This is a genomic window from Pseudomonas sp. MD330_10 (genome assembly GCF_042610415.1).
In the GTDB taxonomy this organism is placed as follows: Bacteria; Pseudomonadota; Gammaproteobacteria; order Pseudomonadales; family Pseudomonadaceae; genus Aquipseudomonas; species Aquipseudomonas rhodesiae.
The window spans coordinates 226,562-243,784 of the sequence record NZ_JBHGZU010000003.1 but is presented as its reverse complement, the minus strand read 5'-3'; the positions used below and the strand labels follow the sequence as shown (position 1 = coordinate 243,784).

Annotated in this window: 12 protein-coding genes; 11 read left to right on the top strand and 1 reads right to left on the bottom strand. The window is 62.3% G+C overall.

Annotated elements, in window-relative coordinates; translation table 11 throughout:
* Nucleotides 1–50 precede the first annotated feature (50 nt).
* Nucleotides 51–323 (bottom strand): DUF1652 domain-containing protein, encoded by a 273-nt coding sequence (locus ACFZPT_RS06475; protein ID WP_034097780.1) that lies wholly within the window; start codon nt 321–323, stop codon nt 51–53.
* A gap of 257 nt (nt 324–580) precedes the next feature.
* Between ACFZPT_RS06475 and ACFZPT_RS06470 the strand changes: the two genes are divergently transcribed.
* From ACFZPT_RS06470 to ACFZPT_RS06420, 11 genes are all read left to right on the top strand, one after another.
* Nucleotides 581–1,390 carry an AraC family transcriptional regulator gene (locus ACFZPT_RS06470; RefSeq protein ID WP_034097782.1) on the top strand — a complete coding sequence of 270 codons (810 nt, stop codon included), beginning with the start codon at nt 581–583 and terminating at the stop codon, nt 1,388–1,390.
* A gap of 48 nt (nt 1,391–1,438) precedes the next feature.
* The gene (locus ACFZPT_RS06465; RefSeq protein ID WP_034113652.1) at nt 1,439–2,845 is read left to right on the top strand and encodes an FAD-binding oxidoreductase; all 1,407 of its coding nucleotides are present in this window, start codon (nt 1,439–1,441) and stop codon (nt 2,843–2,845) included.
* A gap of 26 nt (nt 2,846–2,871) precedes the next feature.
* Entirely contained in the window at nt 2,872–3,213 is a 342-nt protein-coding gene (locus ACFZPT_RS06460; protein ID WP_034097785.1) for a cupin domain-containing protein, read from the top strand.
* Nucleotides 3,214–3,273: 60 nt separating this feature from the next.
* Complete coding sequence (locus ACFZPT_RS06455) at nt 3,274–4,353, top strand: polyamine ABC transporter substrate-binding protein (RefSeq protein WP_047882388.1); 1,080 nt, start codon at nt 3,274–3,276, stop codon at nt 4,351–4,353.
* A gap of 427 nt (nt 4,354–4,780) precedes the next feature.
* The gene (locus tag ACFZPT_RS06450; protein ID WP_034097789.1) at nt 4,781–6,214 is read left to right on the top strand and encodes a serralysin family metalloprotease; all 1,434 of its coding nucleotides are present in this window, start codon (nt 4,781–4,783) and stop codon (nt 6,212–6,214) included.
* A gap of 49 nt (nt 6,215–6,263) precedes the next feature.
* Complete coding sequence (locus ACFZPT_RS06445) at nt 6,264–6,635, top strand: AprI/Inh family metalloprotease inhibitor (RefSeq protein ID WP_034113656.1); 372 nt, start codon at nt 6,264–6,266, stop codon at nt 6,633–6,635.
* Nucleotides 6,636–6,739: 104 nt separating this feature from the next.
* Nucleotides 6,740–8,491, top strand: a complete 1,752-nt coding sequence (locus ACFZPT_RS06440) for a type I secretion system permease/ATPase (protein WP_034113659.1) — start codon at nt 6,740–6,742, stop codon at nt 8,489–8,491.
* A complete protein-coding gene (locus ACFZPT_RS06435) occupies nt 8,488–9,789 on the top strand; it encodes an HlyD family type I secretion periplasmic adaptor subunit (RefSeq protein WP_034113661.1) in 1,302 nt (433 codons plus the stop codon). The genes ACFZPT_RS06440 and ACFZPT_RS06435 overlap by 4 nt, the downstream gene beginning before the upstream one ends.
* A 2-nt stretch (nt 9,790–9,791) precedes the next feature.
* Nucleotides 9,792–11,135: a TolC family outer membrane protein gene (locus ACFZPT_RS06430; protein ID WP_379555052.1), complete on the top strand. Its 1,344-nt coding sequence runs from the start codon at nt 9,792–9,794 to the stop codon at nt 11,133–11,135.
* Nucleotides 11,136–11,153: 18 nt separating this feature from the next.
* Nucleotides 11,154–14,111 carry an autotransporter serine protease gene (locus ACFZPT_RS06425; RefSeq protein ID WP_034113665.1) on the top strand — a complete coding sequence of 986 codons (2,958 nt, stop codon included), beginning with the start codon at nt 11,154–11,156 and terminating at the stop codon, nt 14,109–14,111.
* Between the two features lie 43 nt (nt 14,112–14,154).
* The gene (locus ACFZPT_RS06420) at nt 14,155–17,199 is read left to right on the top strand and encodes an autotransporter serine protease (RefSeq protein ID WP_034113667.1); all 3,045 of its coding nucleotides are present in this window, start codon (nt 14,155–14,157) and stop codon (nt 17,197–17,199) included.
* Nucleotides 17,200–17,223: the final 24 nt, after the last annotated feature.

Here is a 17,223-nt window from a genome sequence, read left to right as displayed (position 1 = left end):
TGCAGTGGCCCTGCGGGAGGGTGCATGCCCTCCCGGTGCTGTGAATCGGTTCAGGCTTGCAACGAGAGCGGCGGCACAAAGGATTCCAACTCATCCTCCACCGCCTCGATAATCCGCTCGACATCGGCGGCGTTCATCACCGTGGCGCAGGGGATACCGGCGATGGCGATCAGGGTTTCGCCGCTGGCGCGGTCGAACAGGCGGGCGACCATGCTGCCCGGCGCATCCATGCTGCCTTCAAAACCCATCGGATGAAAATGCCAGCGCATCAGCTGGCAGGCGTTGGGGAACGTCACTTTGTTCATGTTGCCCACCTTGTTCATTGAGCGCTTCCTTTAGCTCGCGGCAGGGGGCCAGGACCGTCACTGGTCGAGGCGTGTAGGACTTAAAAATAGCATTCGTTCGCAACGCCAATGTGACTTTTTTCGCCCCGTTCGGCGGTTGTTTACCTTTCCCTTGACATGGATCATGCCCTGTCCAAAAGTTGGCTAAAGGCCATTATTCGCCTGCAGTGCCTGCACATTGAAGGCAGGGCGGAATTTCGGCAATCTCCACGCTTTATCCACCCCCAGAGCCCTTTATGCCCGACATCGCCCCCGACGCCGACAGCCAGCTCACCCACGCCACGGGCGAACTGGTGCTGCGTCATCACCTTTGCTGGCGTCATCGCGACCTGGACGGAGTAATGGCCTACTACCATCCGGATATCCAATACCACGACTTTTTCCAGAACCGTGTGATCGGTTACGCAGAGCTACGCGAATACCTACAGGCGAGCATGCCGCGTGCGGCGGACGAGGCGATCGAGCACACCGACCGCATCCGTGCCGATGGCGACACGGCGTTTATCCAGTACCGCATCACGCTGCGTGGGGGTCAGGGGCTGGTGTCCTTCCGCACCAGCGAGGCGATTACCGTGCGTGATGGGCTGATCTGGCGCGTCAATGAATACGCCTCGCTGGTGCATGAGCAACCGGCCCAAGCCCTGCGGCCCACGGTCAGCCGCCTGGGCCTGTCGCCCCAACAACTGGGGCATATGGCCAACGACTTGCAGCAGTATTTCGACAGCAAGCAACCCTATCTCGACCCGGAACTGGACTTGCAGCGGGTGGCAAAGGAATGTGGCTACAGCCGCAACCAGATTTCCTACTTGCTCAATCAGGTGCTGGGGCAGAGCTTCTACCGCTACGTCAACCAGGCACGCCTCCAGCATTTGCTGGCCGCGCTGAACACCGCCCAGGCGCCGATCAAGGTCGACGAACTGGCCTTTGCCGCGGGCTTCAATTCTCTCTCAGCGTTCTACAATGCCTTTCGGCAGCACACCGGCCAGTCGCCCAAGGCCTACGTCAAACAAATTTCTCTGCGTGCACGCGCGCAAGACAGCCCCTGACACCGCCCTCTAGGATCCCGTCTATCGAACCGCGGTAGAGGGAAGGGCATGTCGGCATGGCGCAATATCAGTTTATGGATGGATCAGGTGGGCGAGCCGCTGGTGGCGCGGCCATCCCTGACGCACGACCTGGATGTCGACGTGGCCATTATCGGCGCCGGTTACACCGGGTTGTGGACGGCCTATTACCTCAAGCGCCAGGCGCCGCAGCTGAACATCGCAATTATCGAGGCGCAAACCGCCGGCTTCGGCGCATCGGGCCGCAATGGTGGCTGGTTGATGGGCAACCTGTTGGGCGAAGACCGTCTGCTGGCCGGGCTGTCTGCTGAGCAGCGCCGTGCTTCCTTTGATTTGCTGCACGGCATCCCCGACGAGGTGGCCCAGGTACTGGCCCGCGAAGGCATCGACTGCGACTACCGCAAGGGCGGCGCGCTGTATTGCGCCGCGCGTTACCCCGAGCAGGAAACCAGCCTGCGCCGCTATCTGGACAAACTCTACGCCCAGGGCCTGACCGAAGCCAATTATCGCTGGCTGAGCCCGCAGCAACTGGCCGAGCAACTTCGCATCGCCAAACCCTATGGCGCGATCTACGCCCCCCATGTGGCGACCATCCAACCGGCCAAGCTAGTGCGCGGCCTGGCGCGGGTGGTCGAAGGCATGGGGGTCACCCTCTATGAAAACAGCCCCGTCACCCATTGGCAGTCCGGCAGCCTGCGCACTGATAAGGCCAGCGTACGCGCCACCTGGGTGGTGCCGGCTGTGGAGGGCTATGCCAACACCTTGCCACCCCTGGGCCGTTACCAACTGCCGGTGCAAAGTTTGATCGTCGCCACCGAGCCGCTGCCGAACAGCACTTGGGATGAGATCGGCCTCAGCCAAGGCCAAGCGTTCGGTGAGAGCAGCCGCCAAGTCACCTACGGCCAGCGCTCGGCCGACAACCGCTTGGTGTTCGGTGCACGGGGCGGCTACCAGTTCGCCGGGAAGCTGCGCCATGACTTCGATTTGACCGACAGCGAAGTGCAACTGCGTCGCTACCTGTTTGGCGAACTCTTCCCACAGCTCAAGACCGTACGGATTACCCATTCCTGGGGCGGCAACCTGGGCATGTCGCGACATTTCCGACCGCACATGCTGTGCGATCAGCGCACCGGTGTCGCGTTGTCCGGCGGCTACGGCGGGGAGGGCGTCGGTGCCACCAACCTGGGCGGGCGCACCTTGGCCGACCTGATTCTGGGCCGTGACACGCCACTGACTCACCAACCCTGGGTGATCCGCGACGGTGGTCTGGACGCCCTCAAGGCCTGGGAGCCCGAGCCGTGTCGCTGGCTGGGTTACAACGCGATCATCCGCAGTTTTGTCCATGAAGACCAGGTGTTGGCCAACCCCAACACCGCGCCCTGGCGGCGCAAGCTCGCCATGGGCGTGGCGGGGTTCATGGAAGGTTTTATGCGCTAAGTCGTTTCATACACACGGGAGCCCCCATGAGCATCACTCAGTTCAGAGACGCGCTGAATGCGCATTTGCCGGATTCGTCCCCGGTCGCCGTGCCCTTGGGCGAGCCGATCGCGGTGGCGTCCACCTTGAGCGTCGAGCGCAACGACGGCGTCGAGACAGGCATCTGGCAATGCACCCCAGGCCGCTGGCGGCGCCAGATCCGCGCCCAGGAGTTTTGCCACTTTATACAGGGCCGCTGCACCTTCACCCCCGACAACGGTGAAACCCTGCACATCCAAGCCGGCGATGCACTGATGTTGCCGGCCAACAGCACCGGAATCTGGGACATCCAGGAAACGGTGCGCAAGACCTACGTCTTGATGCTGTAACGCTTTGATCCTTGATCGCCTGCCATAACAACAGCCCTAAAACCGCCAGGAAATCGAACCATGAAAGCCATTGCCCTGTTGCCCTTGATGTGGGTGGCCTGCGTCAGCCAGGCCGCCGAAACGGTGAAAATCTACAACTGGTCGGACTACATCGCGCCGGACACCACCAAAAACTTCCAGAAAGAGACCGGCATCGGTTTTACCTACGACGTCTACGACAGCAACGAAACCCTGGATGGCAAGTTGATGACCGGTAAATCCGGGTATGACGTGGTGTTTCCCTCCAACCACTTTATGGCCCGGCAGATCCAGGGCGGTGCGCTGAAAAAACTCGATAAGAGCCAGTTGCCCAACTGGAAAAACCTCAACCCGGTGCTGCTCAAGGCCCTGGAAAACAACGACCCCGGCAATGCCCATGGCTTCCCGTACCTGTGGGGCAGTACCGGTATCGGTTACAACATCGACAAGGTCAAAGCCGTGTTGGGAGACAATGCCCCGGTGGATTCCTGGGACTTGATCTTCAAAGCCGAAAACATGGCCAAATTGCAGAAATGCGGCGTGGCGATCCTCGACAACGGCCCGGAACTGCTGCCGGCGGCGCTCAACTACCTGGGCTTGCCGCACCACAGTAAAAAGCCTGAGGACTACAAAAAGGCCGAAGCCCTCCTGATGAAAGTGCGCCCTTACGTGGCTTACTTTCACTCCTCGAAATACACCGCCGACCTGGCCAATGGCGATATCTGCGTGGCCGTCGGTTTCTCCGGCGACATCCTGCAGGCCGAAAGCCGCGCCAAAGAAGCCAAGAACGGGGTGAATATCGGCTACAACATCCCCAAGGAAGGCGCCGCGATCTGGTTCGACATGGTCGCCATGCCCGCCGACGCCCCCAACGAAACCGCCGGCTACGCATTTATGAACTACCTGCTACGCCCGGAGGTGATGGCCAGCATCACCAACTACGTGCACTACGCCAACGGCAATCAGGCAGCGGATAGCCTGGTGGACCCGGCCATCAAGGCCGATACCAAGGTATACCCAAGCTCGGACATGATGGGCAAGTTGTTCGCCCTTGAAGCGATGCCGCTGAATATCGACCGTGTTCGTACGCGGGTGTGGAACACCATTCGCACCGGGCGCTGAGCCACTGTGGAGCGGGAAATCCCGCTCACCACAAGTACCCTTTTGCTTATGTCCCGGTATTGGGGGACAAGAGGGTTAATTCATTTAAGTAGTGGCGGTTTAATGTTGCCAATGACACCGTGACAATATAATCGCCCGCCTCTTGTGTGACGCTGTTCAAATTGAGCAGCGTTAAGGTTATTTAATATTTAAATAGGAGCGCTGTGTTTTTTGTCGGACGACAACCACCACGCCCAATGAATACGGCCTGAGACTTCCAAGTGTTGTTTGCGTTGCACTTATTCAGCCGGCAAATAGATGTAGACGGAAGATTTCAAGTTGTGTCAGTTTTCTTACGCCTTCAAAAGAGGCGAGTGATAGGACGATCTCGCCAGCGGGGTTCCTATCGACCAAAGACTGATGCACTTGCAAACAAGGAAGTACGTTTATGTCAAAAGTAAAAGACAAAGCTATCGTGTCACTGGCGCAAGCCAGCACCGCTTACTCGCAAATCGATAGCTTCAGCCATCTGTATGACCGTGGCGGCAACCTCACGGTCAATGGCAAACCGTCCTACACCGTCGATCAGGCAGCCACCCAGCTGCTGCGCGACGGTGCCGCGTATCGGGACTTCGACGGTAACGGCAAGATCGATCTGACCTACACCTTCCTGACCTCGGCCTCTTCGAGCACCATGAACAAACATGGCATCTCGGGGTTCAGCCAGTTCAACGCGCAGCAGAAAGCACAGGCCGTACTGGCCATGCAATCCTGGGCGGATGTGGCCAATGTCACCTTCACCGAGAAAGCCAGCGGCGGTGATGCCCACATGACCTTCGGCAACTACAGCGGTGGCCAGGACGGCGCGGCGGCCTTCGCCTACCTGCCCGGCACCGGCGCAGGTTACGACGGCACCTCGTGGTACCTGACCAACAGCAGCTACACGCCGAACAAAACCCCGGACCTGAACAACTATGGCCGGCAGACCCTGACCCACGAAATCGGCCACACCCTGGGCCTGGCTCACCCTGGCGACTACAACGCCGGGAATGGCAACCCGACCTACAACGACGCGTCCTATGGACAGGACACGCGTGGCTACAGCGTCATGAGTTACTGGAGCGAAAGCAACACCAACCAGAACTTCAGCAAAGGCGGCGTGGAAGCCTACGCCTCCGGCCCGCTGATCGACGACATCGCCGCGATCCAGAAGCTCTACGGCGCCAACTACAGCACCCGTGCCGGCGACACCACCTACGGGTTCAACTCCAACACCGGGCGTGATTTCCTCAGCGCCACCTCCAACGCCGACAAACTGGTGTTCTCGGTATGGGACGGTGGCGGCAACGACACCCTGGACTTCTCCGGTTTTACCCAGAACCAGAAAATCAACCTCAATGAAACCTCGTTCTCCGACGTGGGTGGCCTGGTGGGCAACGTGTCCATCGCCAAGGGCGTGACCGTGGAAAACGCGTTCGGTGGCGCGGGTAACGACCTGATCATCGGCAATAACGCGGCCAATACCATCAAAGGCGGGGCCGGCAACGACCTGATCTACGGTGGTGGCGGGGCGGATCAGCTGTGGGGCGGTGCGGGCAGCGACACCTTTGTGTTCGGTGCCAGTTCCGATTCCAAGCCCGGTGCGGCGGACAAAATCTTTGACTTCACCTCCGGTGCGGACAAGATCGACCTCAGCGGCATCACCAAAGGCGCGGGCCTGACCTTCGTCAATGCGTTCACTGGGCATGCCGGCGACGCCGTGTTGAGCTACGCCTCAGGCACCAACCTGGGTACTCTGGCGGTCGACTTCTCCGGGCACGGCGTGGCGGATTTCCTCGTCACCACCGTTGGCCAGGCAGCGGTCAGCGACATCGTGGCGTGATGCACGGGCGCGGCGTTCCAGCGCCGCGCCTCCAGGATGGAGCATAAAGATGCAGCGTTTTTCCCTATTTTTAGTCGCCTGCGTGGTGCAGGCGACGTGCGTATCGGCAGGAGCCCACGCCATGGCGAGCAGTCTTGTTTTACCTTCCAGCGCCCAGCTGGCCGGGCATTGGCAGATGCAGCAACAGGATCAGGTATGCGCCCTGGACCTGATCGAACAGGCCAACGCCTTGAGCGGCGACGTTGACTGTGTGGCGCAATGGTTGGGCGATAAGCCCTTGAGCTGGTCGCCGACCCCCGACGGGATCTGGCTGATGAACGCCGAAGGCACGGGCATCACCCACCTGAACCGGCAGAAAGAAGGCGAGTATCAGGCTAAAACAGCAACTGGTGCTGTAGTGAGACTGCACCGTAAACCTTAGTTGCAGTTATAACGCTATAACCTGTACTTATTAGTTGGCCGCTCCTTATATAAGGGGTTGGGGCAACTATTGCGTGTCGTTTGGTTCAAGGAAGAGCAGAAGATATGGCAAAGCCCCATGCCGTCGCGCCGTTATTCAAAGCGCTGGGTGAATACAAGAGCATTCTGATCAGCATCGGCTGTTTTACCGCGTTGATTAATCTGCTGATGCTGGTGCCGTCGATTTATATGCTGCAAGTGTATGACCGGGTGCTGTCCTCCCAGAATGAAACCACTCTGGTGATGTTGACGCTGATGGTCGTCGGCTTCTTCGCGTTTATTGGCACCCTGGAAGTCATCCGCAGTTTTATCGTGATCCGCATCGGCAGCCAGTTAGAGCGGCGTTTCAACTTACGCGTGTATAAAGCTGCGTTCGAACGCAACCTGCAACGTGGCCAGGGGCATGCCGGGCAATCCCTGGGGGATTTGACCCATATCCGCCAGTTCATCACCGGGCCGGCGCTGTTCGCGTTTTTCGATGCACCGTGGTTTCCCATCTACCTGTGTGTGATTTTCCTGTTCAGCGTGTGGCTGGGCGTGCTGGCCAGTGCCGGCGCGCTGCTGCTGATCGGCCTGGCGTGCCTGAACGAATACCTGACCAAAAAACCTTTGGGTGAGGCCAGCGGTTACTCGCAGCAGTCGACCCAACTGGCGACCAGCCATTTGCACAACGCCGAAACCATCCAGGCCATGGGCATGCTCGGCGCGCTACGCCAACGCTGGTTTGCCGTGCACTCGCAATTCCTGGGCCTGCAAAACAGCGCCAGCGACACCGGTTCGGTAATCACCTCCCTGAGTAAATCCCTGCGTCTGTGCCTGCAATCCTTGGTGCTGGGCTTGGGTGCGTTACTGGTAATCCGTGGCGACATGACCGCCGGCATGATGATTGCCGGTTCCATCCTCATGGGCCGGGTGCTCAGCCCCATCGACCAGTTGATTGCGGTATGGAAGCAATGGAGTTCGGCCAAGCTGGCGTATCAGCGCCTGGACGCATTGCTGCGCGAATTCCCCCCTGAGGTCGAGCAGATGGCCTTGCCGGCGCCCAAGGGCCAGGTGAGTTTCGAGCAGGTCAGCGCCGGCCCGCCGGGTCAGCGCAATGCAACCTTGCATCACGTCAGTTTCACCCTCGGTGCCGGCGAAGTGCTGGGGGTGCTGGGTGCGTCGGGCTCCGGCAAATCGACCCTGGCCCGTGTGCTGGTGGGCGTATGGCCGACCCTGGCCGGCACGGTACGCCTGGACGGTGCGGATATCCACCGCTGGGACCGCGACGACCTCGGCCCGTATATCGGCTACTTGCCCCAGGACATCGAATTGTTCAGCGGCAGCATCGCCGACAACATCGCGCGCTTTCGCGAGGCCGACCCCGAGCAAGTGGTGCACGCCGCGCAGCAGGCCGGTGTGCATGAATTGATCCTGCGCTTGCCCCAGGGCTATGACACGGTACTGGGGGACAACGGTGGCGGTCTGTCCGGTGGGCAAAAGCAACGTGTGGCCCTGGCCCGTGCCTTGTACGGCGCACCGCGCTTGATCGTGCTGGACGAACCCAACTCCAACCTCGACACCGTCGGCGAAGCGGCACTGGCCAGTGCCATCGTGCAGATGAAGGCCCAGGGCAGCAGCGTGGTGCTGGTCACCCATCGCTCATCGGTGCTGGCCCAGGCCGACAAATTGCTGGTGCTTAACGAAGGGCGCTTGCAAGCCTTTGGGCCGAGCCAGGACGTGCTGCGCGCATTGTCCGGCCAACAGGAAGCGCCGAAGGAAAAACCCGGCGTGAGTTTCAGTCGTCAGTACCAGGCCGGAAGGAATCCAGGCGCATGAGCAGTATCACTCTTGAACAACGCGACGCCGGTTTCTTTGTGCGTATGGGCTGGCTGCTCACGGTGGTCGGCGCGGGCGGTTTCTTCCTGTGGGCCAGCCTGGCGCCGCTGGATCAGGGCATTCCGGTGCAGGGTACGGTAGTGGTGTCCGGCAAGCGCAAAGCCGTGCAAACCCTCAGCCCTGGTGTGGTCAGCCGCATCCTGGTGCGCGAAGGCGAGGTGGTCAAACAAGGCCAGCCGCTGTTCCGCCTCGACCAAACCCAAAGCCAGGCGGATGTGCACTCGCTGCAAGCCCAATACCGCATGGCCTGGGCCAGTGTGGCGCGTTGGCAGAGCGAGCGGGATAACCAGAGCGGCGTGACATTCCCCGCCGAACTGAGCGCCAACCCCGACCCGGCCCTGGCGCTGGTGCTGGAAGGTCAGCGCCAACTGTTCAGCAGCCGTCGCGAGGCGTTTGCCCGCGAACAGGCCGGCATCCGCGCCAATATCGACGGTGCCGTGGCGCAACTGGGTGGCATGCGCCGCGCGCGCAGCGACCTGACCGCCCAGGCTCAGTCCCTGCGCGAACAACTGAGCAACCTGCAACCCCTGGCCGACAACGGCTACATCCCGCGCAACCGCTTGATGGAGTACCAGCGTCAGCTGTCCCAAGTGCAACAGGATCTGGCGCAGAACAGCGGCGAAAGCGGCCGGGTGGAGCAGGGCATTGTCGAGTCGCGCCTCAAGCTGCAACAGCACCGCGAGGAATATCAGAAGGAAGTGCGTAGCCAACTGGCCGATGCGCAGTTGCGCAGCCTCACCCTGGAACAGCAACTGACCTCCGCCGGTTTCGACCTGCAACACAGCGAAATCACCGCGCCGGCCGATGGCATCGCGGTCAACCTGGGCGTGCATACCGAAGGCGCCGTGGTGCGCGCCGGCGAAACCCTGCTGGAAATCGTGCCCCAGGGCACGCGCCTGGAAGTGGAAGGGCATCTGCCGGTGCACCTGGTGGATAAGGTCGGCACCCATTTACCGGTCGATATTCTGTTCACCGCCTTCAATCAGAGCCGTACACCCCGGGTGCCGGGGGAGGTCAGCCTGATCTCCGCCGACCAGATGCTCGATGAAAAAACCGGCGCACCTTATTACGTGCTGCGCACGCGTGTGAGCGACGCGGCGCTGGAAAAACTCCACGGTCTGGTGATCAAACCGGGCATGCCCGCGGAGATGTTTGTGCGCACCGGCGAGCGCTCATTGCTCAATTACCTGTTCAAGCCCTTGCTGGATCGTGCCGGCTCGGCGTTGACCGAGGAATGAGCATGAGAACCCTGTTCTTCGCCTTGCTGCTCACCTGCGCCAACGCCCAGGCGGCTATGGGCCCGTTCGATGTGTACGAGCAGGCCCTGCGCAATGACCCGGTGTTCCTCGGCGCCATCAAAGAACGCGACGCCGGCCTGGAAAACCGCACCATTGGCCGCGCCGGGCTGCTGCCACGGCTGTCGTACAACTACAACAAGGGGCGCAACAACTCCCAGGCCACCTTGCCTGACGGCCGTGGCGGCAATTATCACGACGACCGCAACTACAACAGCTACGGCTCCACCTTCAGCCTGCAACAGCCATTGTTCGATTACGAGTCTTACGCCAACTACCGCAAAGGTGTGGCCCAGGCGCTGTTCGCCGATGAAAGCTTTCGCGACAAAAGCCAGGCCTTGCTGGTGCGGGTGCTGACCTATTACACCCAGGCGCTGTTCGCCCAGGACCAGATCGACATCGCGCGGGCCAAGAAAAAAGCCTTTGAGCAGCAATTCCAGCAGAACCGGCACCTGTTCCAGCAAGGCGAGGGCACCCGCACCGATATCCTGGAAGCCGAATCGCGCTATGAGCTGGCCACCGCCGAGGAGATCCAAGCGCTGGATGAGCAGGACGCCTCACTGCGCGAACTGGGCGCGTTGATCGGCGTGCCGAGCGTCGACATCCATGACCTGGCGCCGCTGAATCAAGGGTTCGCCGCCTTCACCCTGACCCCGGCCAATTACGACACCTGGCATGAGCTGGCGATCAGCAATAACCCGGTGTTGGCGTCCCAGCGCCAGGCCCTGGAAGTGGCGCGTTACGAAGTGGAGCGCAACCGCGCCGGGCACTTGCCCAAGATCACGGCCTATGCCAGTTCGCGCCAGCAAGAGTCCGACAGCGGCAACACCTACAACCAGCGCTACGACACCAACACCATCGGCGTGGAAGTCAGCGTGCCGCTGTATGCCGGCGGCGGCGTGTCGGCGTCCACGCGCCAGGCCAGCCGCGCCATGGAACAGGCCGAATACGAGCTGGAAGGCAAGACCCGCGAAACCCTGATCGAACTGCGGCGCCAGTTCAGCGCGTGCCTGTCAGGGGTGAGCAAGCTGCGCGCGTACCAGAAGGCCCTGGCGTCGGCCGAAGCCCTGGTGGTGTCGACCCAGCAAAGCATCCTCGGTGGCGAGCGGGTCAACCTCGACGCGCTGAACGCCGAGCAGCAGCTCTACAGCACCCGCCGCGACCTGGCCCAGGCGCGCTACGACTACCTCATGGCCTGGACCAAATTGCATTACTACGCGGGCAACTTGCGTGATACCGACCTGGCCAAAGTCGACGAGGCCTTCGGCCCGGTGAACCCACGCCCATAACAATAAGGACGCCGTTTGATGAGCACTGACTCCTTGCGTTTCAAACCCTTCACCGCCGGTTCGCTGTTGCTATTGTCCATGACGGCCCAGGCGCAGTACCTGGAGGCCGGCCAGCCCGGTAACCCGGCCAGTTGGCGCTCAGCCGAGTACCTGAGCGACTGGGGCCTGGACCGCCTGCACGCCAACGAAGCCTACGCCGCCGGTATCGACGGCAGTGGGGTGAAGATCGGCGCGCTGGACTCGGGCTTCGATGCCAACCACCCGGAAGCTGACAAAGCCCGATTCCATCCGGTCACCGCCACCGGCACTTACGTGGATGGCACTCCGTTTAACACCACTGGCGCGCTGAACCCCAACAACGACTCCCATGGCACCCACGTCACTGGCACTCTGGGCGCGGCGCGCGATGGCGTGGGCATGCACGGCGTGGCCTACAACGCCCAGATTTATGTTGGCAATACCAACGCCAACGACAGTTTCCTGTTCGGCCCGACCCCTGACCCCAAGTACTTCAAGGCGGTGTACAGCGCTCTGGTGGATTCCGGCGTGCGCGCGATCAACAACAGCTGGGGCAGCCAGCCCAAGGATGTCAGCTACCAGACCCTCGGCGATCTGCAGGCCGCCTACGCCCAACACTACAACCGCAGCACTTGGCTGGATGCAGCCGCAGACGTAGCCAAGGCCGGCGTGATCAATGTGTTCAGCGCTGGCAACAGTGGTTATGCGAACGCCAGCGTGCGCTCGGCGCTGCCGTATTTTCAGCCGGAGTTGGAGGGGCATTGGTTGGCCGTCTCAGGGCTGGATAAAGCCAATAACCAGAAATACAACAAGTGCGGAATCGCCAAGTACTGGTGTATTTCCACGCCGGGTGCGCTGATCAACAGCACCATTCCCGACGGTGGCTACGGGGTCAAATCCGGCACATCGATGTCGGCGCCCCATGCCACCGGCGCTTTGGCGCTGGTAATGCAACGCTACCCCTACATGACCAATGAACAGGCGTTGCAGGTGCTATTGACCACCGCCACCCAGCTCGACGGCTCGATCACCCAGGCGCCCAACACCACGGTTGGCTGGGGCGTCCCCGACCTCGGTCGGGCGATGCACGGGCCGGGGCAATTGCTGGGGGCAATGAACGTCAACCTGGCGGCCGGGCAGGCCGATGTGTGGAGCAATGGCATCAGCGACCAGGCGCTGATCCAGCGCCAGGCTGAGGACCGCGCCGAGCACGCCGCCTGGCAGCAGACCCTGATCGATAAAGGTTGGCAGAACGGCGTCAGCGCCAATGCCAGCCAGCAGGACCAGACCGACTATGGGGTCGGCAACGCCCGCGACCAGGCTGCCGCGACGCGTGTCTATGAAGGCAGCCTGATCAAATCCGGCGCCGGCAGCCTGGTGCTCAACGGCGACAGCACCTATCGCGGCGCGACCACCGTCAACGGCGGCCTGCTGGCGGTAAACGGCACATTGACCTCGGCCGTGAGCGTCAACGACAGCGGTACCCTCGGCGGCTCGGGGCGTATTGGCGCGCTGACGGTTAATCGCGGAGGCCGGGTGGCGCCGGGCAACTCCGTGGGGACCCTGCAAGTGGCCGGCGATGTGACGCTGGGCGCAGGCTCCACCTATGCCGTGGAGCTGACCCCCAGCAGCAGCGACCGCATCGTGGCGGGCGGCAAGGCGCTGCTCGACGGCGGCACGCTGACCCTGGCCCTGGAAAATAGTCCGACCTTGCTCAGCGGTGCACAGGCGCAGAGTCTGATCGGTCGCCAGTACAGCATCCTCCAGGCCGCTGGCGGTATCGAGGGCCAGTTCGGTCAGGTGCTGCCCAACTACCTGTTCCTCGGTGGCAGCCTCGATTACGCCGCCGGCGGTGTGCAGTTGCAAGTGGTGCGCAACGACGCCCGTTTCGCCAGCGTCGGCGCCACGCGTAACCAACGCAACGTGGCCACCGCCGCCGAGCAACTGGGCGCGGGAAACCCGGTGTACGAAAGCATGGTGCGCAGCGAGTCTCTGGTCGCCGCGCAACAGGGGCTACAGCAGTTGTCGGGGGAGATCTACCCGGCGATCGGCGCGATGCTGATCAACGACAGCCTGCAATTGCGTGATGCGGTGGGCGAACGGCTGCGCCATGTACCCACCAGCGGCGAGCGCAACCTGTGGCTGAAGGCGCTGGGTGCCTGGGGCAAGACCGATGCGCGCAGCGAAACGGCGGGTGCCACCACCTCCCTTGGCGGCGTGCTGGCCGGTGTGGACGGCGCACTGGACAAGCAGACCCGTGTCGGCTTGGTCGCCGGCTACAGCGACAGTTCCCTGAGCCTGGGTAGCGGCACGCACTCATCGGCTTCCATCGACAGCTACCACTTTGGCGCCTATATCGGGCGGGAGTGGGGCAACTGGCGCACGACCGGCGGCGCTGCCTACAGCTGGCATCGCGGCGATGTGAAGCGCGACCTGCAATACGGCGACGTCAGCGGCAAACAGAAAGCCAAGCTGGAGGCGCGCACGGCCCAGTTGTTCACCGAAGCGGCGTATCGCATTCAACTGCAACCGCTGGCGCTGGAACCGTTCGCCAACCTGGCCTATGTGCACCTGGACAGCGATGGCTTGCACGAAAAAGGCGACGCCGCCGCCCTGCAACGCGGCAGCGACCGTCGCGACGCGGTACTCAGTACCTTGGGCGCACGCGTGTTGAAAACCGTCGCGCTCAATGACCACCAGCAGCTGGAACTCTCCGGTTCGCTGGGCTGGCAGCACAGCCTTACCGCCGTCGAATCCGAAGAGCACCTGGGGTTTGTCGCCGGCGGGCCTTCGTTCGCCGTGCGCAGTTCGCCGCTGTTGCGCGATGCCGCACTGGTAGGTGTGCAGGCCAGCCTGGCGCTGAGTGCATCGACGCGGGTCAACCTGGATTACCACGGCCAACTGGCTGGGCGTGAAAACACCCAGGGGGTGGGCCTGAGTTTGAACTGGCAGTTCTGAAGCGATCTACACACCTGCAATAAGAAAACTAAGGAAGGTCACCGTGAATATACGCAAATCAGGGGTCATCACCGCCGTACTGGCCAGCCTGGGGACGGCCCAGGCCGCGCCTTATGTGGAAACCGGCAAGCTGGGCGACGCGGCGAGTTGGCGCAGCAACGAATTCAAGGCCGACTGGGGCCTGGGCGCCGTCAACGCCGACAGCGCTTATGCCGCCGGCTACACCGGCAAGGGCGTCAAACTGGGGATCTTCGATCAGCCGGTGTACGCCCAGCACCCGGAGTTCGCCAGCCCCGGCAAAGTGGTGACGATTGTCACCGAGGGCATTCGCCAATACACCGACCCGTATATTCCGGTCAAAGCCGGCGACGCGTTTCGCTATGACGGCACACCGTCCCTGGGCTCCAACGGCAAACTGGGCAACCACGGCACCCACGTCGGCGGTATTGCCGCCGGCAACCGCGATGGCGGGCCGATGCACGGCGTGGCGTTCAATGCGCAAATCATCAGTGCCGAAAACGGCGATCCTGGGCCGGAAGACGGGATCATCCTGGGCAACGACGGCGCGGTCTACAAAGCCGGCTGGGACGCTCTGGTGGCCAGCGGCGCGCGCATTATCAACAACAGTTGGGGCATCGGAATCGGTGACCAATACGCCCAGGGAGGCCGCGACCCGGCGTATCCGAATTTCACCGTCAACGAAGTCCAGGCGCAGTTCGACAATATCCGGCCGATCCTTGGCACCCTGGGCGGCGGGGCCTATGACGGTGCGATCAATGCCGCGCGCAGCGGGGTGCTGACCATCTTCGCCGCTGGCAACGATTACAACCGCAACAACCCGGACGCGATCTCGGGCCTGGCGTACTTTGTGCCGGACATCGCGCCGAACTGGCTGTCCGTGGCCGCATTGCAGCAAAACCCGGATACCAGCAGCGCCAATCCGTATGTGATCAGCACCTTCTCGTCGCGCTGCGGTTACGCGGCGAGTTTTTGCGTGTCGGCACCGGGCACCAAGATCTACAGCTCGGTGATCAACGGCACCAGCCTGGACAACCTCACCTCCGACTACGCCAACTTCAACGGCACGTCCATGGCCGCGCCTCATGTGGCCGGTAGCGCGGCGGTGTTGATGGAACGCTTCCCGTATATGAATGGCGAGCAGATCTCCACGCTGCTGAAAACCACCGCCACAGATCTGGGCGCGCCGGGCATCGACTCGTTGTATGGCTGGGGCATGATCAACCTGGGCAAGGCGGTCAACGGCCCGGGAATGTTCGTTACCGCAGAGGATATTCCTGCCGAATTCCGTATCGACGGCGCGTATGGCAGCGGCCAGTTCGTTGCGGACTTGCCGGGCATCGGCGCGGTGGTCGATGCCGGCAAACCTACCCAGCGCGTCTGCAACGACGTGCACTGTGGGCTGGATGTATGGAGCAATAACATCAGCGGGCATGGCGGCCTGACCAAACAGGGCATCGGCGCCTTGGTGCTCACCGGCACCAACACCTACAGCGGCCCGACCCTGGTGAACCAGGGGCTGCTGGCGATCAACGGTTCGGTAACATCGGCTGTGACCGTCGGGCAGAGCGGTGTGCTGGGCGGCTCCGGTCGCGTCGGCTCGCTGCTGGCAACCCGCGGCGGCACGGTGGCGCCGGGTAACTCCATCGGTACGCTGAATGTGGCCGGTGACGTAACCTTCGAGCCCGGCTCGACCTATGCGGTGGAACTGTCTCCTACCAGCAGTGATCGCATCGTGGCCGGTGGTACCGCCACCCTCAACGGCGGCACTGTGACCCTGGCTCTGGAAAACAGCCCGACTCTGCTTAGTGGCGCCCAGGCGCAGAGCCTGATCGGTCGCCAATACAACATCCTGCAAGCCGCCGGGGGGATCAACGGCAGCTTTGGCGCGGTTCTGCCGGATTATCTGTTTATCGGCGGCACCCTGGACTACGCCGCCTCGGGCGTGCAACTGGATGTAGTGCGCAATGCCAACAGCTTCGCCAGTGCCGCGGTTACCGATAACCAACGCGCCGTTGCGGCTGCCGCTGAGCAATTAGGGGCGGGCAATGCGGTGTATGAGAGCCTGCTGACCGCGCCGAATGCCGCTTCGGCGCAGGACGCGTTCCAGCAATTGTCCGGTGAAATCTACCCGGCGCTGCAGACGGCACTGCTCAATGACAGCCGTTACCTGCGCGAAGCCGTGGGCGAGCGCTTGCAGAACGGCGAGATGGGCGCCACCAGCCAGACCGTCGACAGCCGTGGCAACGTGTGGGTCAAGGCACTGGGCGCGTGGGGCAAGACCGACAGCCGCAGCGACACCGCAGGCTACACCACCTCCATCGGCGGCATGCTCGCCGGGGTCGACGGCGCGCTGGATGACGACACCCGCCTGGGTTTGGTCGCCGGTTACAGCGACACCTCGCTGAATATGGGCAGTGGCACCCACTCGCGGGCAGCGGTGGACAGCTACCACTTCGGTGCGTACGCCGGGCATGAGATCGGCGCCTGGCGCCTGAGCGGCGGCGCTACCTACAGCTGGCATCGCGCCGATGTGAAACGCGACCTGCAATACGGTGAGGTGGCTGGCAAGCAGAAAGCCAAAGTCGATGCGCGCAGCACCCAGGTGTTCGGCGAAGCGGCGTACCGCGTCAACCTGCAACCGCTGGCCCTGGAGCCGTTTGCCAACTTGGCCTATGTGCATCTGGACACCGATGGCGTCACCGAAAAAGGCGACGCCGCCGCGCTGAAAACCCGTGACGACCGCCGCGACCTGGTGCTCAGCACCCTCGGTATGCGCGCCCTGAAAACCTTCAACGTCAATGACCACCAGACACTTGAGGTGTCCGGCACCTTGGGCTGGCAGCACAACCTGAGCAGCGTGGACGCCGAACAACACCTGGCATTTGCCTCGGGCGGTCCGTCGTTTGCCGTGGAAAGTGCGCCGATGGCCCGTGATGCGGCCTTGGTGGGTGCTCGCGTAAGCCTGGCGTTGAGCAAGGACGCGCGGGTGAATTTTGACTACAACGGCCTGTTGGCGAGCAAAGACAAGGTGCATGGCGTGGGCTTGAGCCTCGACTGGGCGTTCTGAGCCGAGAGCGGGTTTGCTGTGGCA

Coding starts and splice junctions, on each gene's coding strand:
- ACFZPT_RS06475 (WP_034097780.1), bottom strand. CDS start 323: ATGAACAAGGTGGGCAACATGAACAAAGTGACGTTCCCCAACGCCTGC.
- ACFZPT_RS06445 (WP_034113656.1), top strand. CDS start 6,264: ATGCAGCGTTTTTCCCTATTTTTAGTCGCCTGCGTGGTGCAGGCGACG.
- ACFZPT_RS06440 (WP_034113659.1), top strand. CDS start 6,740: ATGGCAAAGCCCCATGCCGTCGCGCCGTTATTCAAAGCGCTGGGTGAA.
- ACFZPT_RS06430 (WP_379555052.1), top strand. CDS start 9,792: ATGAGAACCCTGTTCTTCGCCTTGCTGCTCACCTGCGCCAACGCCCAG.
- ACFZPT_RS06465 (WP_034113652.1), top strand. CDS start 1,439: ATGTCGGCATGGCGCAATATCAGTTTATGGATGGATCAGGTGGGCGAG.
- ACFZPT_RS06455 (WP_047882388.1), top strand. CDS start 3,274: ATGAAAGCCATTGCCCTGTTGCCCTTGATGTGGGTGGCCTGCGTCAGC.
- ACFZPT_RS06450 (WP_034097789.1), top strand. CDS start 4,781: ATGTCAAAAGTAAAAGACAAAGCTATCGTGTCACTGGCGCAAGCCAGC.
- ACFZPT_RS06435 (WP_034113661.1), top strand. CDS start 8,488: ATGAGCAGTATCACTCTTGAACAACGCGACGCCGGTTTCTTTGTGCGT.
- ACFZPT_RS06470 (WP_034097782.1), top strand. CDS start 581: ATGCCCGACATCGCCCCCGACGCCGACAGCCAGCTCACCCACGCCACG.
- ACFZPT_RS06425 (WP_034113665.1), top strand. CDS start 11,154: ATGAGCACTGACTCCTTGCGTTTCAAACCCTTCACCGCCGGTTCGCTG.
- ACFZPT_RS06460 (WP_034097785.1), top strand. CDS start 2,872: ATGAGCATCACTCAGTTCAGAGACGCGCTGAATGCGCATTTGCCGGAT.